Origin of the sequence: Vibrio ezurae NBRC 102218 (assembly GCF_000467185.1) — a bacterium.
Taxonomy (GTDB): Bacteria; Pseudomonadota; Gammaproteobacteria; order Enterobacterales; family Vibrionaceae; genus Vibrio; species Vibrio ezurae.
In genome coordinates this window covers 40753-61785 of sequence record NZ_BATM01000016.1, presented here as the reverse complement: position 1 = coordinate 61785, position 21033 = coordinate 40753, and the positions used below count along the sequence as shown (strand labels likewise).

At 42.2% G+C, this 21033-nt stretch carries 22 protein-coding genes; 10 read left to right on the top strand and 12 right to left on the bottom strand.

Features of this window, described 5'->3' with window-relative positions:
- Positions 1-93: 93 nt before the first annotated feature.
- Positions 94-1107 carry an adenosine deaminase gene (locus VEZ01S_RS06530; protein WP_021713222.1) on the bottom strand — a complete coding sequence of 338 codons (1014 nt, stop codon included), beginning with the start codon at positions 1105-1107 and terminating at the stop codon, positions 94-96.
- Between the two features lie 19 nt (positions 1108-1126).
- Positions 1127-1552, bottom strand: a complete 426-nt coding sequence (locus VEZ01S_RS06525; RefSeq protein ID WP_021713221.1) for an ATP-binding protein — start codon at positions 1550-1552, stop codon at positions 1127-1129.
- A gap of 305 nt (positions 1553-1857) precedes the next feature.
- Here VEZ01S_RS06525 and VEZ01S_RS06520 point away from each other — a divergent pair, with 305 nt between their 5' ends.
- Both VEZ01S_RS06520 and VEZ01S_RS06515 read left to right on the top strand, forming a co-directional pair.
- A complete protein-coding gene (locus VEZ01S_RS06520) occupies positions 1858-2319 on the top strand; it encodes a dCMP deaminase family protein (protein WP_021713220.1) in 462 nt (153 codons plus the stop codon).
- 314 nt (positions 2320-2633) lie between these two features.
- Positions 2634-3959, top strand: coding sequence for an MATE family efflux transporter (locus VEZ01S_RS06515; protein WP_021713219.1), 1326 nt, complete (start codon positions 2634-2636; stop codon positions 3957-3959).
- Between the two features lie 30 nt (positions 3960-3989).
- Here the strand turns inward: VEZ01S_RS06515 and glgC are convergent, their stop codons facing one another.
- Complete coding sequence (gene glgC, locus VEZ01S_RS06510; protein WP_021713218.1) at positions 3990-5249, bottom strand: glucose-1-phosphate adenylyltransferase; 1260 nt, start codon at positions 5247-5249, stop codon at positions 3990-3992.
- A gap of 517 nt (positions 5250-5766) precedes the next feature.
- On the opposite strand from glgC, the gene VEZ01S_RS06505 reads away from it, so the two are divergent.
- A complete protein-coding gene (locus VEZ01S_RS06505; RefSeq protein WP_021713217.1) occupies positions 5767-6945 on the top strand; it encodes an alpha/beta hydrolase in 1179 nt (392 codons plus the stop codon).
- Here the strand turns inward: VEZ01S_RS06505 and VEZ01S_RS06500 are convergent.
- A complete protein-coding gene (locus VEZ01S_RS06500) occupies positions 6942-7982 on the bottom strand; it encodes a succinylglutamate desuccinylase (protein ID WP_021713216.1) in 1041 nt (346 codons plus the stop codon). The two genes, VEZ01S_RS06505 and VEZ01S_RS06500, sit on opposite strands and share 4 nt — an antisense overlap.
- A 96-nt stretch (positions 7983-8078) precedes the next feature.
- On the opposite strand from VEZ01S_RS06500, the gene VEZ01S_RS06495 reads away from it, so the two are divergent.
- From VEZ01S_RS06495 to purT, 6 genes are all read left to right on the top strand, one after another.
- Positions 8079-8750 (top strand): NAD-dependent epimerase/dehydratase family protein, encoded by a 672-nt coding sequence (locus tag VEZ01S_RS06495; protein ID WP_021713215.1) that lies wholly within the window; start codon positions 8079-8081, stop codon positions 8748-8750.
- Between the two features lie 124 nt (positions 8751-8874).
- Complete coding sequence (gene sbcB, locus VEZ01S_RS06490) at positions 8875-10290, top strand: exodeoxyribonuclease I (protein ID WP_021713214.1); 1416 nt, start codon at positions 8875-8877, stop codon at positions 10288-10290.
- A gap of 3 nt (positions 10291-10293) precedes the next feature.
- On the top strand, positions 10294-10656 hold the full coding sequence (locus VEZ01S_RS06485; protein WP_021713213.1) for a CidA/LrgA family protein: 363 nt from the start codon (positions 10294-10296) through the stop codon (positions 10654-10656).
- 1 nt (position 10657) lies between these two features.
- Positions 10658-11335, top strand: a complete 678-nt coding sequence (locus VEZ01S_RS06480) for a CidB/LrgB family autolysis modulator (protein ID WP_021713212.1) — start codon at positions 10658-10660, stop codon at positions 11333-11335.
- Positions 11336-11723: 388 nt separating this feature from the next.
- Positions 11724-12617 carry a cytidine deaminase gene (gene cdd / locus VEZ01S_RS06475; RefSeq protein WP_021713211.1) on the top strand — a complete coding sequence of 298 codons (894 nt, stop codon included), beginning with the start codon at positions 11724-11726 and terminating at the stop codon, positions 12615-12617.
- Between the two features lie 148 nt (positions 12618-12765).
- Positions 12766-13941, top strand: coding sequence for a formate-dependent phosphoribosylglycinamide formyltransferase (gene purT, locus VEZ01S_RS06470; protein ID WP_021713210.1), 1176 nt, complete (start codon positions 12766-12768; stop codon positions 13939-13941).
- Between the two features lie 129 nt (positions 13942-14070).
- On the opposite strand, the gene ihfA is transcribed toward purT, so the two are convergent.
- The 5 genes from ihfA to VEZ01S_RS06445 form a co-directional block, all read right to left on the bottom strand.
- Entirely contained in the window at positions 14071-14373 is a 303-nt protein-coding gene (gene ihfA, locus VEZ01S_RS06465) for an integration host factor subunit alpha (protein ID WP_021713209.1), read from the bottom strand.
- A 503-nt stretch (positions 14374-14876) separates the two neighbouring features.
- On the bottom strand, positions 14877-15473 hold the full coding sequence (locus VEZ01S_RS06460; protein WP_021713208.1) for a glutathione S-transferase family protein: 597 nt from the start codon (positions 15471-15473) through the stop codon (positions 14877-14879).
- Positions 15474-15614: 141 nt separating this feature from the next.
- Positions 15615-16214 (bottom strand): class I SAM-dependent methyltransferase, encoded by a 600-nt coding sequence (locus VEZ01S_RS06455; protein WP_021713207.1) that lies wholly within the window; start codon positions 16212-16214, stop codon positions 15615-15617.
- A 72-nt stretch (positions 16215-16286) separates the two neighbouring features.
- Positions 16287-16751, bottom strand: a complete 465-nt coding sequence (locus VEZ01S_RS06450; protein WP_040890335.1) for an ASCH domain-containing protein — start codon at positions 16749-16751, stop codon at positions 16287-16289.
- A gap of 50 nt (positions 16752-16801) precedes the next feature.
- Positions 16802-17263 (bottom strand): hypothetical protein, encoded by a 462-nt coding sequence (locus VEZ01S_RS06445; protein WP_021713205.1) that lies wholly within the window; start codon positions 17261-17263, stop codon positions 16802-16804.
- A gap of 142 nt (positions 17264-17405) precedes the next feature.
- On the opposite strand from VEZ01S_RS06445, the gene VEZ01S_RS16335 reads away from it, so the two are divergent.
- On the top strand, positions 17406-18413 hold the full coding sequence (locus VEZ01S_RS16335; RefSeq protein WP_156896005.1) for a hypothetical protein: 1008 nt from the start codon (positions 17406-17408) through the stop codon (positions 18411-18413).
- A 33-nt stretch (positions 18414-18446) separates the two neighbouring features.
- Here the strand turns inward: VEZ01S_RS16335 and VEZ01S_RS06435 are convergent, their stop codons facing one another.
- The 3 genes from VEZ01S_RS06435 to VEZ01S_RS06425 form a co-directional block, all read right to left on the bottom strand.
- Positions 18447-18878 carry a DUF2000 domain-containing protein gene (locus tag VEZ01S_RS06435; protein ID WP_021713203.1) on the bottom strand — a complete coding sequence of 144 codons (432 nt, stop codon included), beginning with the start codon at positions 18876-18878 and terminating at the stop codon, positions 18447-18449.
- 134 nt (positions 18879-19012) lie between these two features.
- Entirely contained in the window at positions 19013-19693 is a 681-nt protein-coding gene (locus tag VEZ01S_RS06430; RefSeq protein WP_021713202.1) for a DNA-methyltransferase, read from the bottom strand.
- 81 nt (positions 19694-19774) lie between these two features.
- Positions 19775-20938, bottom strand: a complete 1164-nt coding sequence (locus VEZ01S_RS06425; RefSeq protein ID WP_021713201.1) for an MBL fold metallo-hydrolase — start codon at positions 20936-20938, stop codon at positions 19775-19777.
- Positions 20939-21033: the final 95 nt, after the last annotated feature.

The window sequence follows — 21033 nt, the reverse complement described above, 5'->3', positions numbered from 1 at the left end:
TAGTACGATTGGTATTATAAAACCCATACAAACAAAAATACCCTGTCAGGAATCAAGCTGACAGGGCATGTTATTAATGACAGTTATCAGTCTCTATTTGCGCTGAAATGCATCAACATAGTGGTTAATTTCTTGCATCAGCTGTTGTTTATGACTGTCGTCAATAAAACTGGCTTTAATGGCATTTCGCGTAAATTGTGCCAGTTCATCGACTTCAATCGGATGTGCCATGGCAACTTGTAAAAAGTTTTCCGTCATATATCCGCCAAAGTAGGACGGATCATCAGAGTTAATGGTCACGCACAAGCCTTGACGCAGCAGTTCAACCACATTGTGCTCTTCCATTGTCTCAAAGACTTTCAATTTAATATTCGATAGTGGGCAAACCGTTAACGGCACTTGTAACACCTGCAAGGTTTCGATCAACTTAGGATCGTCCACGCATCTTACGCCGTGATCGACACGAGACACACCCAGTAAAGACATCGCATCTTGTATATTACTTGACGGCCCTTCTTCTCCTGCATGGGCAACCGTTAAAAAGCCCTCTTTTATTGCTTCTTGAAAAACTCTTTCAAACTTTTCAGGTGGATGGCCTAGCTCAGAAGAGTCTAAACCTACGCCAATGATTTTATCTTTATGAGTCAAGGCTTGTTTTAACGTATCAAATGCAGCGCCTTCGTCGAGGTGGCGTAAAAAGCACATGATCAGGTGGCTACTGATACCATACTGCTCTTTGGCTTGCGCTAACGCTTTGTGAATACCATTCACTACCGTATCAAACTCAACCCCTCTTGCGGTGTGCGTTTGCGGATCAAAGAAAATTTCACAATGTCGTACATTGTCTTGCTGACAATGCTCGATATAAGCCCAAGTGAGATCGAAGAAGTCTTGTTCTTTGACAAGTACATTCGCCCCTTGGTAATAAATATCTAAAAAGGATTGTAGGTTATGGAATTGATACGCTTGCTTCACTTCCTCAGCAGAGGCAAAAGGAATGGATACATTGTTCCTTTTGGCCAACTCAAACATCAGCTCAGGCTCTAACGTGCCTTCAATGTGTAAGTGCAGTTCTACTTTGGGCATGTGTTCGATAAATTGTTGCAATGTCGCTCTCTCCGTATTCCTATTGGGGGGTTTCCAAGCACTGTTTTAGTTCGCCAGACAATATAGACCAACGTCTTTTCATCTGTTTTATTGTACTACTTGGGACGTCATGGATACTATCAAACTGTTGATAACATTCATAAATTTTAAGGTCGATATTCATCTGTTTGGCTATTTTTTGATAAGGTGTAATTTCCCAGCGCTGTATAAAGGTATTGGACACAATGACCGTCTTACCTTTATTGAGTGCCTTTAAGGTTTGTGACTGACACCAAGCGTGTGCTTGGGACAATAAACTGGGATTAAACTGATAGTTTTCGTTATTGCTATCGGTAAAAAACATATCCGCCTCAATATGCTCTCCGTTACATTGGCGGCATATTTTTTTTGCTAAGGTTGACTTACCTGAGCCTGGCAAACCACGGACTAAAACTAAAGACTGCAATCGATTTCGTTCCTTTTTTGTTGACTCTAATGTGGGTTAGCTTCCACGGGGTCACCTATTGTCAATCAAATAAGCCATTTAAAACAACCTAGTTTGCTTACCACTTGTCGTTACCTATGTTGGCTATTTTAGTCAAAGAAGAAACATTTCTTTATTAACTATCCCTCATTTTGCACAAAACAGTGTAATAAACGATAAAGTTAGGTACATATTATAAGAAAAATGTTTAGGGTTTTAACGTAATTCGTTAAGCTAAGCCCCTACAAGCTAACGCTGAACCGTCAGCTAAATCAAGGAATTATATAATGCTAACCAAATGGGCTAAGCGCTTTTATCAAATGTCAAAACTGGTGGCCTCGTGGAGTAAAGATCCTTCCACCCAAGTTGGCGCTGTTATCACAAAACACAATCGTATTGTTTCTGTTGGCTTCAATGGTTACCCACACGGGATCACCGACAGCGCAGAAACCGACGAACGTGATATGAAGTATTTAAAAACGCTGCACGCTGAAGAAAACGCCATCTTGTTTGCCAAACGAGATTTAGACGCTTGTGAAATTTGGGTCACTCATTTCCCTTGCCCTAATTGTGCGGCGAAAATTATTCAAACCGGTATTTCTGTTGTTCACTGCCCAGAGCAAGACCCTGATTTTCTCTCTCGTTGGGGAGATAAAATTAAAGTCAGCGAAGATATGTTCAATCAGGCTAACGTAAAAATTGATTGGCTTGCTAAAAAAGAACTGGCTGACGAATCCCTTAGCCTTTAAGCCTACATCAGCACTATTTATTCGCCTCACGACTATGCTTTAGAGTGAGGCGTTTTTGTGTCATATCACACTCAGCCCTACTTTTGTTCTCACCATTCACTCGCTAGCCACACCTTCACAAGTGACAGTGTCACCAAATATTTCCATTTCAATATTGGTTAATACTATTTTAATTTAGACATTCACTTTTCTCTGTTTGAAAAAAGAGCGTACTATTGCGCCTTTAGAAAAATCTATCACTTGCTTGTTCAGCTCATAGTGACGGTCTAGGCTTAACACAATGCTTCACCCTCATAGAAATCAACCGGATACAAATGAAATCATCCACTAGTAAAACCTTAGCTATTGAGCTTTTTAAAATGACATGGCCAATGATCTTTGGTGTGCTCTCACTCATGAGCTTTCAACTTATTGATTCGGCGTTTATCGCGCAATTAGGCGTACTGCCGCTTGCAGCTCAAGGCTTCACATTGCCGATTGGCCAATTGATCATTGGCGTACAAGTAGGGTTAGGAATTGCCACCACCGCCATTATTGCGCAAACGTTAGGCGCCAAAAATACCGAAAAAGCCAAACAGCTAGGTGGGCTAATATTGTCCGTGGGTAGTATAGGCTGCGCAATCATTTGTGTGCTGTTATATCTGGTGCGCGCACCGCTACTTCACCTACTCGGTGCCACACAAGAAGTTATGCCGATCATAGATACGTATTGGATTGTCTGGCTAGTCAGTGCTTGGATTGGGGCTATGTTGTACTTTCTATACAGTGTTTGCCGTGCAAATGGCAATACGCTTTTGCCCGGTATTATGATGATCGTCACCAGTCTACTCAATGTTGCGCTCGACCCTGTGTTTATTTTCTATTTTGATCTGGGGATCCACGGCGCGGCTGTCGCGACGATCCTTTCGTTTAGCATTGGTATCCTCTACGTGCTCTACCGTACTCGAGGTAAGGGGTACTATACGTTTAACTGGAATGGCTTGAATATAAAACAAAGTATACTGGCGCTGCTTGGCATTATGATGCCGGCCATGACCAGCCAACTGATGCCACCTCTTGCGGCGATGCTTTCTACAAAGCTACTTGCCTCTTATGGCACCGCAGCCATTGCTGCGTGGGCGTTAGGAAGTCGTTACGAATTTTTTGCTATAGTCTCGGTATTGGCTCTGACTATGTCTATGCCACCGATGATTGGGCGTTATTTAGGCGAGAAAGATTTCACTAAGATCACTTCATTAGTGAACATTGCCACAGTGTATATTTTATGCTCTCAGATAATGATTGCATTAGTGACACTCTTTATCTCAGCACATCTGGCGGAATTAATGTCCGGTCAGAAAAGTGTCGGAGGTATACTCAATATGCATTTAATGATCATCCCTTTTAGTCTTGCACCACTAGGGATTTGTATCTTATTGGTGTCGGTCTCAAACGCATTAGGTCAACCCATGAAAGCATTGCTTATATCCTGTTGTCGACTCTTTGTGTTTTTTCTACCTTGCTTGTATTTAGGCGCTTATCTCGGGGGCTTATTTGGCCTATTTATCGGTGCGGCAATTGGCAATACCTTTGCAGGGCTCTTTTCGTGGCATCACTATCGAAAGACGATGCTGACGTTACAACAAAAATGGAGCCATTAGGCTCCATTTTTTCTATATAACAGTCACGACTTACTTAAAGTTTGCTTCTGTCACTAAGATAACGCCGTTTTTAGTCACTTCATACAGTTTAGAATCTTCTTCTAGATTCTCACCGATAACAGTGCCATCAGGAATGATGGTGTGATCGCCAACAATGACTTTTGTTAAGCGGCAGTTCTTACCAATAACCACTTCAGGTAGAACCACACAGTCTTTAACCACAGTGCCTTCTTCAATGCGACAGTTATAAGCAATCAAAGAATGGTTGATCTCTGCGCCAGACACAATCGTACCAGCAGATAATACTGAATCGACAGCAAATCCTTTGTGCTCAGAGTTATTAAAGACAAACTTAGCACCCGGACGTTGTTGCTGCTGAGTAATCACCGGCCATGAGTGGTCATACAGATCCAATTCAGGCTCAGGAGACACAAGATCCATGTTTGCGGCGTAATATTCATCCAAATCACCCACATCACGCCAGTAACCATTGTGACCAGGGTGACGCTCAGTAAATACATAACCATTTACTTTCGCGCGTTCTAGAAGGTTAGGAATGATGTTATGACCAAAGTCATGGTTATAAGCAGGGTCAAGCAGCGCATCATTTAGCTCTTTGTCCAAGATATCCGCATTAAAAATGTAGATACCCATAGAAACCAATGCTTTGCTTGGATCTTTCGGGTGTGGCGTTGGGTTTTCTGGTTTCTCATCAAACTTAACGATACGACCGTTTTCATCCAGTGACATGACACCAAAAGAAGACGCTTGTTCGATCGGCTTTTTGATACAAGCGACAGTCACGTCTGCACCACTCTCAGCATGGAAGTTCAGCATGCGTGAGTAATCCATTTTGTAGATATGATCGCCACCAAGAATAAGCACTTGTTCGCATTTACGTCGGCGAATAAGGTCTAAGTTTTGGTAAACTGCGTCCGCAGTACCACGATACCAAGTCTCACCAGTACGCTGCTGTGCTGGAATGATAGCGACACCTTCATCCAGCGTAGAGTTGGTCATAAAGCCCCAACCTTTTTGCACATGATCAATCAAATCGTGTGCCATAAACTGAGTTAATACGCCGACACGACGAATACCTGAGTTTATACAGTTTGAAAGTGTAAAATCGATAATTTGGTATTTTCCGCCAAAAGAAACCGCTGGTTTAGCAATTTCTTTTGTAAGTCCCTTTAGGCGAGTACCTTTCCCGCCAGCTAGCACTAATGCTACCGTGTTTCGTACTAGCTTGTTACTCGACAAATGCGAGTAATTATTATTATGTTCCGTCATTTATGGGGGCCTCTAACATTGAAACTAATATAATTAAATATAATAAATTAGGTACGACACTCGGCTTTTTAGAAGCTCTAATTTTATGTCGTTTGTGAATAATAAATTAAACCATCAAAATATGTACGTTTGAACTCACACTTCTAAATAATTCAAACTCACCCATTACATATACGTGACATCGATCACACCACGCATCAACTTTGTCGTAAATTGGTGATTTTAATCACAAAATCATTTTTTAGCACTACAACAATTTACAAACATTTCATCACTGACACGAATGCATTGCTAGCCATATTTAAGGGTTTTTAACATTAAGTCAATACAGTAAAATGTAACTGAATAATATTGAATATTAGAATTCATTTATTACAATAATAATTTGTTTCTTAGATATTTGGGTTACAGTATCATGATAGATAACATCATATATTTCTTAACACGCAACTCACTGAACACAACCCATTCATAATACAAATAATATATTGTTGAATTAATAATAAGGATATTATTAGTGCATTCCTTCTACAAAATAACGCTACTTAGCGGTTGCTTGCTTATAACAGCCTGTACAAACTCGCCTGACGCTCCAGAATATATTGCATCACAATCTCTTGCGCCGTATACACAGCCTAGCTATCAAGCATATTTGGAAGAAACTCATCAATGGTTGGAGCAACATCGTGTCTTTGTCAGCAACGACAAACAAACAGAGCTTGATGCTGTAATGCCCTTTGAGCTCATTCCGGAAAATCCCAACGGACAAGGTATTTTATTAGTGCATGGGTTAGGCGACTCACCCTACTCCTACCATGATATTGCCCCCATTCTTGCCGCAGACGGTTTTTTAGTTCGAGTCATGTTGTTACCCGGTCACGGCAGTAAGCCCGCAGATCTTTCTTTACCCGAAATAGAAGATTGGCAAAAAGCCGTGTTACATCAATATCAATTGTTGAATAAAAAAGTACAGGGAGTCTGGTTGGGCGGCTTTTCAACCGGGGCGAATCTAGTCACAGAGCTTGCCTATCAAGAACCTCAAGTCAAAGGCTTATTACTCTTTTCTCCGGCCTTTAAGCCTAGAAATGGGTTAGCGTTTCTCTCTCCTTTAGCCAGTAAGTTTGTCAATTGGGAGAGTAAGGTCAAAGAAGATAATTACACCCGCTATAACTCCTTAGCAATGAAAGGGGCGGCAACTTACTACGCCACCTCTAAAGTGGTTCGAGAGGACATAGAGAAGCAAACTTACCCTAAGCCCACCTTTATGATGCTCGCGGAAGCAGACGAAACCATTGACTCACAATATGCGGTTGATGCTTTCAGTCAACAATTTACTCATCCACACAGTGAAGTACTCTGGTTTGGTGAAAGTCACTTTGCCGATCCCCGTATCACCTCTTTTAGTATGCATTTACCGGAGCAAAAAATTCTTAGCGCATCTCACGTGTCATTAGGATTCTCCCCCAGCAACCCAGTCTACAAACGAGACGGTCTAATCCGATTTTGCTTCCACCAGCAACCCATTGATATACCTAAAGACTGCTCGAAGGTCGACAGTGACAAAGTGTGGTTTGCTGCATACGGAGATGGCGATGAATCGACAGTGCGTGCACGTACCAGTTGGAATCCATACTTTACGCAAAGCATGCAGAAAATGACCCATTTCCTGCAAACGAGTACCTCAAATAGCGATTAATCACACACCTTCAATTGTTTATCAACGTAGTGGGTAGCGCACGGTTTTACGATCAGCGCTGCCCGTTGGCTACGCTCAACATTCGCATTGGGAAAGACCACGCGTCCTTGTTCAATTGGCATCGTCAAAACGCGCTGGCCATCTTTCGCTAATGGCTCCCCTAACCCAAAATGGGAAAAGTTAGCCAATGCATCGTCAAAGCAGAGCTCAAATTGCTCATTCTCCCGATAAATCGACTCGTGCACCTGATAAAAAATCATCGAAGAGTCTTGGGTTTCTTCATGCTGCTGATCAGGATTAAGTTGAATCAACTCCATCAATGCTTGACTAAAGCTCGTCAGTTTTTGTGGGTCGTTGCAGCCTAATTGAGCCACCTGTCCTAACTCAAATGTAGCCGCTTGCGCTCCCCATTCGCTGGCACTAAACCAGCTGAACGTACTGGAAGCTTCTTCCGATAACAATAAGGCTTCAATCCCTCCTTGCAGCATAAAGCTGACAAACTCTTTGTCTCGGGTCGGATAAGACGACTGTGGGCTGATAGCAAAGGTATAGTGTTTAGAGGCTCGAATAGAACAATGCATATCCAAATGCCAACGCGATTGAATCGCGGTGTCTTGCCAAAATTGCTTTATCTGCTCTTTTAAATTGCATGCAATAGTGAGCTCTAGTGAATCTGGGTAGTGTTGATGGCCAAATAGACGATTTAGATTCGTTTCAATAAAACGCGTCTCCTCAAGAATGGATTGTGGATGCGCAATCACAAATAATAGAGGGTGTTCTGGGGTTAATTTTTGTTCAGAAATTAAGCGCACAAGTTCGTCAAGTAATTCGATAGGCGCGGTTTCGTTACCATGTACTGCACTTGAAAGTACAATATGCTTACAACTATCGCGCACTACTGGCGGAGACACTTGTAATACACCTCGTTGCAACAGCGTCATTGTGACTCCGTTACTGAACGACACCGACCTTGGCGTGCTTATACTCGGGTATAATGTTTCTTGTAAAAATGACGATGCAAATAATTTGTTTGCCATAAACTGCCCTTCCTTAGCGGTGTATGTCAATGTAACATTAAGATAACATCATACCCAAACTCCTATTGGATAACAGAAAATTAACGGGCATTCTCTATGACTATCACAAAGCCAAATATCATCTTAGTGGGGGGCACAGGTTTAATCGGTCAGCAGGTGATTAAGCATTTATCCAACCACCCAAAATGGTGTGGCACTCTATATGCCCCAACAAGACGCTCGATTGGCTCGCAATCTACTGACTTCTTAGTCTCGCTTTCAAACGATGAGTTTTTTACCTTAGATCATTTGGATGCCACACTGGGCATCATCTGCTTAGGCACAACCAAAAAACAAGCCGGTAGCAATGAGGGGTTATATCAAATCGATCACGATTTAGTGCTGCGTTTTGCCAAAAAAATGAAAGCGCTCGGCGTGCAACGACTGGCGGTGGTTTCAAGCCTTGGTGCAAACCCAAATGCATGGTCCCATTACCTCAAATGCAAAGGAGAAATGGAAAGAGACGTCCACCTTTTAGAGTTTGAGCACATCATATTTGCCCGCCCCGGACCTCTTGTTGGAAAACGTGCGATACCTCGGGTAGATGAAACTGTGCTGCAAAATATCATGAAGGTCATTCGCCCGTTGATGCTAGGGCCTCTACATAATCTGCGACCCATTCACGCACAAGATGTAGCGCAATTCTTAGTAAGCAGTGTCTGCGCTAAGCACACCCTACCCTCAATAACCATTGCGACCTATCAGCAACTCATTCAATCCAAGGTTTAGAAACATAATTCCTATTCCCTTTTTGACGCTAGATGCTGATACCTGTTTGCTATACGTTTCGCGCAATGGTCTAATACCAATCGTCGTAATTAACTAACAACACTCTGATCTTTGGATATTTTTTATGCATATGGAGCAATCCACCTTCTTCTTTTTTGATTATGAAACTTGGGGGGTGAACCCAGCCAAAGACAGACCCTGTCAATTTGCAGGAGTGCGTACAGACGCAGACCTCAATGTCATTGGTGAACCTCTGGTCATTTATTGTCGGCCGCCTGCTGATTACCTACCGAATCCAGAAGCGGCATTGGTAACGGGAATCACACCGCAAAAAGCAATGCAAGAAGGCTTATCTGAACCTGAATTTATCCACGCTATTCATAGTGAAATGAGCCGTGCGAATACCTGTACTCTTGGCTATAACAGCGTTCGTTTTGATGACGAGGTGACTCGATATACCTGTTATCGTAACTTTATCGAACCTTATGAGTGGAGCTACAAAAATGGCAACTCTCGTTGGGACTTATTAGACGTAATGCGTGCCTGTCACGCACTGCGTCCTGAAGGCATTAATTGGCCCGAAAACGATGACGGTAATACCAGTTTCCGCTTAGAGCACCTGTCGGTTGCAAATGGCATTGAACATAGCAACGCCCATGATGCCATGGCGGATGTGTACGCAACGATTGAGCTTGCAAAAAAAGTAAAACAACACCAACCTAAGCTGTTTGAGTTTTTCTTTAAACACAGAGGCAAACAGAAACTGAACTCATTGGTTGATATTGTCAGCATGAATCCATTGGTGCATGTTTCTGGCATGCTCAGCAACGAACACCTAAAAACTACGTTAGTCGCTCCTATTGGTTGGACTCCAACCAAGGCGTTAATTACCGTGGACCTGACTCAAGATATTTCGCCATTAATTGAGCTTTCTTCAGAGCAAATAAAACAGCGTTTGTACACTAAGCACAGTGAATTAGCCGAAGGTGAACTGCCTATTCCAGTCAAACTCGTGCATCTCAACAAATGCCCTATTTTGGCACCACTGGGCGTATTAACCGCCCAAGCTGAACAACGTACCCAACTCAATAGAGAGAAATGCTTACACACTCAGCAACAGTTATTGCAACACCCAGATATAAGAGAAAAACTGGATGCGGTATTCTCACAAAACAGAGAATACGCCGGTAACAATAATGTCGACGAGCAACTGTACGATGGCTTTTTCTCACCAGCAGACAAAGCTCAAATGCGAATTATTCGTGAAGCAAACCCTGAAAACTTAGGCGCACTGGATATTCAGGTTTCTGATCCAAGAATTATGCCTTTGCTATTCAACTATCGAGCTCGAAATTTCTTTCATACTTTAACCGATCAAGAACAAAAACAGTGGCTTCGCCAATGCCGCGATATGTTTGAAAATCAGTTACCTAATTACATGTTAAACTTAGAGAACTTAGGCTCTCAATATCAAGACGACGAACAAAAGATGAAAATTTTGAAAGCCGTCTATCACTATGTAGAACAATTGGTTTCGTAATTTATGCTATATAAAGCGTTTTTTTACCTTCTTAGCGCTGGTTTAATCGCCGCATCTCTGGCGCTAGGGAACTGGTTACAAGACTATTTCACGCTTTCAGTGCCTGGAAGCGTGCTTGGTTTGTTGATTTTATTTGTCGGTTTGGTCAGTGGAATCATCAAACCTCATTGGGTTCAACCAAGTGCCTCATTACTCATTAAGTACATGATTTTGCTCTTTATCCCAATCAGTACTGGGTTAATGATTCATTATCAAATCCTTATCGACAACGCATTAGCCATCATCATTAGTACCGTATTAGGAACACTATTTGTACTGTGCCTTTTGTCGCTCGCACTCGATAAACTGCTTAACGAGGATCGATAATATGTGGTTACTTCTGAGTATTGTGGTCTACTTTATTGCCAAATTTTTAGCAAAAAAAGCCAATAACCCATTGGCCAACCCACTGTTAATCAGTATGGCAATCCTGATCCCATTTTTGCTTTTATTTAAAGTGCCCTATCAAAGGTACTATGAAGGCAATCAGCTCATTCAACATCTATTGCAGCCCGCAGTTGTGGCGCTGGCCTATCCCCTTTATGAGCAGCTCAATGAAATTCGAGCAAAATGGAAACTTATTATCACCACTTGTGTGATTGGCAGTTTAGGCTCAATGCTTACCGCCGGCACCCTTGCCATTATGCTGGGTGCAGACTCTCAGCTTCTCGCCAGCATGATGGGAAAATCGGTCACCACAGCCATTGCAATGCAAGTGTCTACGGAACTGGGTGGTGAACCTGCGGTTGCCGCAATTTTAGTGCTATTGGCTGGCTTAACAGGCTCTCTATTTGCTTACCCTATCTTCAAGATGCTTAATATTAAGCACCCAATTGCCAGAGGGTTAAGTATGGGAACTTGTAGTCATGCATTAGGTACAGCAACAGCATTTGAGCACAACCAAAAAGACGCAGCATTTAGCTCGTTAGCGCTGGTACTGTGCGGTGTTATCACTTCCTTGCTAGCGCCATTTGTAATGGCGCTGGTATTGAGCCTTATCTCATAGAGCTCAATGAAAACAATACTTTACAAATAAGGCATGACGACATTTAAATGTGAGCGAAACCGTTTACCTGAGTAACGGTTTCACTTTTTTATCGATAAATCTAGTATTCTACTCACATCGGTTTACGCCATATGTAATACCAATCACACTAAGTAAGTGTTCAGGAATAGCGCCGGAATAATGCTTGAGAACAAGGCAGAATTTTTCGATAAGTCGTGATTCTACAATCAAACATTCTAACGCCGCTATCGACTATTTTAACACGCTAGAATGCCCCGTTACTGAGTGCGATTGCTATAAAGCTTTCATCAAAATGCAATACACTTGAATGAAGGTCGTCATCTACATTCGATACACTTTTTTGCCCTGTTACTACTAGGAATTAGCAATGAATCAACGCTTTAATGAACTCTATAAAGATCTATCTCCATCGTCTGTTGACACTTTCAAAGCCATTTTTGATTCAGCTTCTTTCGAAGGAGTTATCAGCCCAAAACAACTGCAACAGCTACAGGAATGCACCTCATTAGATGAACAAGCGCTAAAAGTGGCATTGTTGCCATTTGCGGCGGCCTATTCAGTTGCCCCTATCTCTCAATTTCATGTAGGCGCCATCGTAAAAGGTTCATCAAATGCATTATATTTTGGTGCGAATCTTGAATTTGCCAATGTACAACTAGGGCAAACCGTTCACGCTGAACAATCAGCGATAAGCCACGCTTGGATGAAAGGTGAAGAAGGGATCGAAGACATCACCATTAACTTTAGCCCCTGCGGCCACTGCCGACAGTTTATGAATGAGCTATCCAGTGCTGAGCGTATCAGCGTACAACTGCCTGCAAGAGACGCTAAGCCCTTACAGGAGTACCTTCCCGAGTCTTTTGGACCTCGCGATTTAGGTATCGAATCAGGACTGATGTCAGCGGTCAACCACCAGTATGTAGATGCGAACGACGATGCTCTTCTTTGTGAGGCGATAGTGGCATTAAACAAAAGCCATGCGCCTTACACTAAAAATTACAGCGGCGTAGCCATCGAAACAATAGACGGTACCAAAGTACACGGCAGTTATGCTGAAAATGCAGCCTTTAATCCCAGCCTACCACCACTGCAAGTTGCGTTAGTACAACTGCAAGTACGCGGCATTGCGTTTGAGCAAATTAAGCAAATAGCGCTAGCGGAAATCAACAATGCCTCAATGTCTCATCTTGCTGACACGCAAAATACCATTGACGCAATAAACCCTGACATTGCATTTACTTACGTTGCTTTGCAGGCATAATTTGCCCAAAAACCCGTCAAGCTATAACAGCGGCGTCTTTGTCACGGGTTTCTCACTAATATTTACCAAATATCACTAAGCAAACGATTGCGCTTGATAGAAAAATGAGTATTATCAGCTAAAAAATTATCATCTTAAAGGAACGACTATGTTGGGTACGGCAACCGCACCAGGTGCAACTAAAGTATTATTACTCGGCTCTGGAGAGCTAGGTAAAGAAGTGGCAATCGAATGCCAACGTTTAGGTATTGAAGTTATCGCGTGCGATAAATATGAAAATGCCCCAGCGATGCAAGTCGCCCATCGTAGCTACGTACTTGATATGCTCGACGGTGAAGCACTCACTAAGATTGTTGAACTGGAACAGCCAACCTACATTGTTCCTGAAATTGAGGCCATCGCGACCGACACATTGGTCGAACTGGAAAAGAAAGGCACTACCGTCGTTCCTAACGCCCGTGCCACCCAACTGACTATGAACCGTGAAGGGATTCGTCGCCTTGCTGGTGAAGAGTTGCACCTGACCACTTCAGACTATCGTTTTGCTGACACCTTTGAGGAGTTTTCACTCGCAGTAGAAGAAGTGGGACTGCCTTGTGTTGTTAAGCCTGTGATGAGTTCATCAGGTAAAGGACAAAGCGTCATGCGCACAGCCGACGACGTCCAGAAGGCATGGGATTACTCTCAAGAAGGCGGTCGCAGTGGTGAGGGCCGCGTCATTGTCGAAGGCTTTATTGATTTTGATTACGAAATTACCCTACTGACCGTTCGTTCTGTCGATGGTGTGCATTTCTGTGCGCCAATTGGTCATCGTCAAGAAGATGGCGATTACCGTGAGTCGTGGCAGCCACAGCAAATGTCTGAGGTGGCAATCAAAGCTGCTGAATACGTTGCTGAGCAAATCGTCAATGCATTAGGTGGCTATGGTGTATTTGGTGTAGAGCTGTTTATCAAAGGTGATAAAGTAATCTTCAATGAAGTCTCTCCTCGCCCACATGATACGGGTATGGTGACGATGATTTCTCAAGACATGTCTGAGTTTGCTCTGCACGTGCGTGCATTTACCGGTAATCCAATCAATAAAATCAGACAAACTGGCCCTGCCGCCTCTGCGGTTATTTTAGGCCAAGGTACGTCAAACAACCTCTCTTATACTGGCATTGATGAGGCAGTTGCACTCCCTGACACACAAATTCGCCTATTTGGTAAGCCCGATATCGATGGTCGCCGCCGTTTAGGGGTAATTCTAACGCGCGCCAAAGACACGACTTTAGCGGTCCACTCTGCAACAAGCGCGGCGAAAAAAATCACAATTAATTACTAATCTAGACGTCGCTCTATCCCGAATAGGCTCCGCTTAGGGATATATGCTTAGCGCCAGAAACTAAAAAAGAGGTCTAAAGACCTCTTTTTTGTTAAACCGCCAATGTATTCTATCGTCAGTAGCGACGTATTATTTAACGTCGTCTTTTTTCAGCTCTTCAACACGAGCTTTCAGTTTCTGACCGGGTCTAAATGTGACCACGCGACGTGCGGAAATAGGTATATCTTCCCCTGTTTTTGGGTTTCGTCCAGGACGTTCCTTTTTTTCCCGTAGATCAAAGTTACCGAATCCAGATAGTTTTACCTGTTCGCCACTTTCAAGTGATTTACGAATTTCTTCGAAAAACACTTCCACGGTTTCCTTGGCATCCCGTTTACTATACCCAAGATTTTCAAACAGGTTTTCAGCCAAATCGGCCTTGGTAAGCGCCATAAAACTTCCCTCAAAGCTAGATGAATCAATAGCTACGCAGGAGTAATTCCTCCACGATTTCAAACTCAATGAAACCTTACGCTAGCTCCTAAAATTTGTCTCTACAATCAACTACATATTGATGACTCGTTCGAAAGTGTATGACAAGGTTTTCACTTTCGCCAACTTTTTTCTAAATAAAATTTATAAGAATTAGACACTTATAAATTTCAACTACAATTAGGTTAAATTTTATAGTTAAAGACCACTTTAATTATAATTAAAGTTTACAAAAAAGTGTCATTTGTTCTGCAATTTCAATCGCTTGTTCCAATATGTTAATAGGGAATATTGATAAAACAAAAGGCTATAAAGGAAGAATTTATCGATTTTGCTCTGTATATCAACTCGTCAATCGTAAAAACAAGAGCTCACCAGCGCGTTTTTTTCATGCTACACGCCGGTTTTAAGTCATGTTGAAGTGCTTGATTTAAATGCCTGGTTTAAGTGTGCTAAATATTCGTTTAGCTCATACCAAGATACCCATCCATCGATTGGATTTGGTGACACCAACGCTGTATGTGAGGATAGCCCGTTAAATCAAATCCCCCCTCTTCCGCAACATGGGTGTACGCGTATAAAGAGATATCTGCAATGGTAAGGGTCTCACCGACAAGGTAGTGCGTGTTAGCCAGCTGATTGTCCATTAACTGAAGGGCTTGGTGACCTCCCTTTTTCAGGGATGCATACTCTTCTTTTCTCTCTTCTGGCATACCTAAGTATTTTTGAATAAAACGCGCGACAGCAATATAAGGTTCGTGACTGTACTGTTCAAAGAACAGCCATTCATACACCTTAGCTCGATAGTAAGTATCCTTAGGTAGCAATGCACTATCTTCGGCAAAATAGCCTAAAATGGCATTGGATTCACATAAAAATCGCCCATCATCAAGTTCTACAGCAGGGATCTTACCATTAGGGAAACGAGACAAAAAACGTTCGGTTCTTGACTCTCCATTTAAAATATTGACATGAATCCAGTCATGTTCAACCTTTAAAAGTGACAATAACAACTTAACTTTGAAACAATTTCCAGATTGTAAATCACCATAAACTTCCATTCGATCCTCCTTGATGGAATGATACCAATCACACTAAGTCAGTGATCAGAAATAGCACAGCAAAAACTCTCACGCCGTTGTCGAGTATTTCAACAAGCTAGAACGATCCGTTATTGAGTACGATGGGTATTAAAATAAATATTAAGTTTTTTCGACAATGAGGTAGGTGTGCAGTTCCGGATACTGATCAAACTCCAAATGGCGAATCACACAGCCCAATTCAATAAACAAACCTAAAAAGCCGTTTGTCCCTAAGGTGGAATAATACACTTCAGGCCCCATAACGCTGTTACTGTGATCCCCCTCTTCCGTCGTGCCACCAAAGGAAAAAATAAACAAGCCACCTTGGTTTAAACTCGCCACTATTTTTCTCAATACATGACGTTGTTCTGAAAGAGGAATGTGCCAAATACTGTCCCATGCCGTAATAAAGTCGTATCGCTCATTCAGTTCAATCTCACAGATATCAGCTTGAATGAATTCTACATTTGGGTGTCTTTTCCGTGCAATATGCAGCATTTTCGACGATATATCTATACCGCAAGGCGTAAAACCTTCCTCTAATAGTAAGTCAATAAAACGCCCTGTACACCCGCACCCCACATCCAACGCTTTTCCGCGATGTTCGATAAATGATAGGGCCTTTTTATGCGCCTCAATACCATTAGAACGGTCAAACTGCTCACTCTCCCATAAGTGCGTTATCTGATCGTACGCTTTCTCTATCTGTGTAGTTTTCATTAACAGGTGTCCTTGCTACTGGTATTAAAGCGGATATTTCAGCTTAAAACTTGTTCATTTTAATCAAACTAACTATTGATACACCACATGAAAACGTTCTAAAACTAATAACATGTCTTCCTGAGGTGTAATCTTCAACTCCGCACATTCATTGCAAAAAAATCGCCAATGGGCTTCTTTCCAAGAGGCTAATGAACGCGAGCCTTCTCCTTCTGCATAAGCAAATTCTGCGCTTACTTGGTTATATTGGCAGGTTTCCACAGAGTCTATTTCAATAATACAAATCGGTTGCTGCTGCCAATCAAGCACCACTTGTAGGTGCCCAACACTTGGCATGGGTTCATCATCAAACTCATACCAAGCGGCTAAACTGCAAGTCGCCGTTTTTATACCGCGACGAATAAGCTCTGCACACGCATTCGCGTTCTCTTCGTCGGCACAGAAATAGTCAGAGCTAAATGATTGATATCGATTGCGTTCTAGTTCAGATAACGAGTTGAGATACTGGTTAAGGTAATCGTGTGATCGGTCGTCCATGTGCTCTTTTCTCTGATAATCGTTAATTAAACTCACGCACGGCTAGGACCCTAACTTACCTTTTTAAGATAAGTTTTACCGCTTTCCGTATCCTGAACTTCATCCGATAATTTTTCACAAAGTGCATGTCCTGCAATATTGTCGCCATCAACCGCGAACGTCATCGAAAACGAATGAATATTATTGCGTGATAGACCATTTTTTAATTCATCTAATGCTTTTTCAAACACAGCAGTTGCATGCCCTTGCTGACGGAATTTATGAAACGTTGCTATTTGTACGTCCAAGCAAAGATTCTCTGCCGACGCGTCTTTTACCGTTGCAATGCAAATCGCTTTCACTCGTGTCCCGCTCGCCATCAGTGCGTATGTATAACGTGTTTCACCTTCAGGCTGATCTAAATAAACGAGCATATCTGAATTCAGTTCACCTTTTGCAACGTCAATGCGGTTGGTATTCAATGCTTTTTGAAAGGCGCTAAATGTCAATTCGGCGGTGTTTTGCTCACTCATTGTTATTCCTTAAAATCTATAGACAGGTTATTATGCCACTGAATAAGCCTTGTAAACATCAAATAATATGAGGTTCTATTTTAAGCCTAACTATACGATATCGTTAACCATTCGCGGAAGAATACCAGACGCTATGTCCAGCATGAGTACAAGTGAACGTCGCCATAAGATCGCCGCATACACATTGTGTATTTTAAGCCCTCTTATCGCAGAGTATTTGCTGGGTATATGGTCATTTTCACAACTTCAATCTTTGGTCTTTTTGTTGCCCTTTTATGGCGTGGGTGCATTACTCATTCGAGAGTTCTCAAGACGGTATCACCTTGGGTGGCGGGGTATCTTTTGTTTATCACTCGCATTTGGGTTACTTGAAGAAGGCATCATTACCTCCTCATTCTTTAACCCAAACTATTATCATGCGGGTTTGCTCTCTTTTGCTTATTTAGATTGGCTAGGCACATCGTTTTTTTGGGTTGTTTATGCTTTGGGTTTGCACAGTTTAGGGAGTATTTGCGTTCCAATTTTAATCACTGAATTGAATATTGGTCACTCTTTGCGAAACACACCTTGGCTAGGAAAACCAGCACTGTTCTTCTGTGGTGTGGTGTTTGCTATCGCAGCAGCATCAATACACATGGGGACTCAGGCTGCGTTCCCCTATCGAAATACCCATATACAAACATTACTGATATGCCTTCTCATTTTATTGCTGCTGATTGTGTCTATTTACCCCAAAACTAACGCAACCGGAACAAAAACAGCGACTCCAGTGTTGGCGCCCAGTCACCGTACCGTATTTTTAACCACCTTCACCTTTGGCCTGATTTTCTTTGGTCAGCATTACTTAAAGATCACCTTCGGTATGACTCAGCAACTCGTTCCACTGTCTATGCTAGCCAGTTACTGTGGCGGTATGTTGTTACTATTGAAATGGAGTAAAGCGGGTGATTGGGGAGACGCGCAGCAAGGTGCATTGGCAAAAAGTATCATTGTGATGTATAGCGGATTGGGTCTCTATCAGTTCTCTAAGGGCAGTACCTCGTTAGGCTTTACTGTATCGACTGCTGATGTCCTACTGCAAGTTGTATTGATTGTATGCCTTCTTGTCATGACGTCAAAAAATAGGCAACGCAAAACACTAGGTGATTAGGATCAGACATGAATATCTGATCCTGTCATTTTGCTATTTGTATAAGCTGTATTTCTTAGTGAATTCACGAAGTTGTTCGGTATCACCAAATAATGAAATGCCTAAATACTCTAAATCCGCTTCTGCGGTTTCATTGGTCACTTGCTGCTGCACCTCGGAACCACCATCAATCATCGTACTGGTAAAATCAACAAACTTAACGCCTCTTGCCAGCGCTTCTTCTCTTACTTTTCGAATTTTATTCGAGTTGTCTGCTTTAAGGACAATAAATGGGAAATGAGATAAGTTGGGGTGAATGTTGCCATCTTTATCAGTGTAATCGACATAGGCTGTCTCACTGGCTTCTAAGCTATTTGATAACCCAACACTGATATGACCCAGTACATTTAGGCTTCGTCCCAAATCCATTTTCTTATTTAAAATGGCAATAAATCTACGGCTAGTTTCTTCTGGATAATCTGACATCGTCTTCCTTTGAACCTTTACTCAACTGCCCTTATTGGCAGCTATTTTCATACAATACAGTCTACTGGAGTTTAACCACTCACATCGCTAACTGGCAAGCGGGCTTCACAGTTAGCCTTGAAACACCGTAAATATCAAGAACCGGTATCACTCTCTGCGCTTAACCCTCGCTCATTAAAGTGCTGATGGGCTGAATCGGAAATATCGCACCCCAAATATTGTCTAGAAAGATTGGCAGCCGCAATTAACGTTGCGCCAGAACCAAAAAAAGCATCTGCAACGACTTCGTTTTCTGATGAGCTTTGTTTGATCAGCACTTCTAATAATTCGACCGGTTTTTCGGTGGGATAGCCTCTCCATACACGTTTGTATTGCAATACATCAGGAATACTTAAATCGTTAAGTTTTCGTTTTCCTTTTTCGAAAAACAGAATGAATTCATAGCGTGCGCGATAGTGATAACCCATGCCAATGGCGCATTTATCCCACACAATAGGCTTCCAAAATTTAAAGCCTAATTGTTCTGCGATGGGTTTTACGATAAACATGGTTTCTTGGTCGCAGAACAGATAGAAATGCGAGTTTTTCTTTAAGACCCGATAGATTTGCGTAAACAACTCTGCAAAACGCGTATTCGGAAAAATACCAAACCACTGATTACTGGACGATTTGCTTTCTTTCAGCCGTGTTGTGGTGCCAATTTTCCGATGTTTTTCCAAAGACTCATAAGGTGGATCGGTGATAAAAAGATCGACGCTGGCATCTGGCAAAGTCTTCAACCACTCTACGGCATCCATTTGATAAATTTGAGACATGAAACCGTCCTAAAAGCTAAAGCGAATACGCTAGCATAATCCTCACTTTTGATCAGGTCTAACAATAAAGGCTCTTTTTCATCAACGCGCTTTGATCAAACATAATGAATCATCTATCTCATTTTGGACTTTACTGCTTTCTTGCCACCAATAGTGGGTGGAAATCGGTTGTGAAAGATCAACAGATTGACCAATAAAAGGAGTCACTAATTCAATACTGGTCTTTTGCGCTTCACCGATAAGATCGTTCACAGGCTCGTCCCATTGGTGCATAAACAACTCATAAGTAGACCAATGCACAGGGAAAAGTTTATCGCCTTGCACATCTAAATGGGCCTGCATGGTATGTGAGGCTTGCATGTGCCCCCACGCCTCTACGGGGAAACGCTTGCCACCTTTTACGTTTGCGGCAACTTCCATAAATGTCAGGTCAAATGGGCCTAACTTGTCGCCAATGGCTTTGAAGTGCGCACCATAAGCAGTATCACCACTGTAAAATACACTGCCTGACTCTGCTTTAATAACCCAAGACGCCCATAAGGTTTTATTGCCATCAAATAAGCCTCTTGCCGAGTTATGATTTGCAGGTGTGGCCGTTATCTGCACGCCATTTAATATCTGATTTTCCCACCAATCAAATTCTTGGATACTGTCAGGATTAATCCCCCACTTTTCTAGATAACGTCCCACTCCAAGTGGCACATAAAACATCACGTTTTTACTCGCGTAATATCTGGCTGTTGACTCTTCCAAATGATCATAGTGATTATGAGAAATCAAAATCACATCCGGCAGTGGCAATGCCTCTTTGCTAGCAGGCGCTGCAACATTGCGCTTAAAAAGTCGAGAGGAAAAACGCGGTGCTGCGTATTCAAACACGGGATCGATTAAGATCCGCTGCTTGTCCACTTCAATAAACAGCGACGAATGCCCTAACCATGTCACGCGTAATGCTTGGCTTCGGCTTTGCAATTTATTGGTGTCTACGGCCTGATATGGCAAAGCATGCTTCGGTTTATATTGACTGCGAGTGCTGAAAAACTTCCACAATAAACCGAAGAAACTATCGTCTGTTTCCACTGAAGGTATGTTCGATTTTACTCTGCCATTTATAAATTGCGGCGAATGTTCGATGCGGGTTTGACGTATTTGTTCACTTTGTATGCGTTGTGCTCGCTTATCATCTAGCGTCAATCGAATGCTTTTAATAATGGTATTTAATGATGAAGTTAATTGTGAATTCATTAAGCTAGCCTTAAAAGTAAACAGTGGTGTATACTTTAAGCATACTCTTGAAAGCAGAAAAGTAAACAGCAACGTTTACTTTTCTGCTTTCGCTT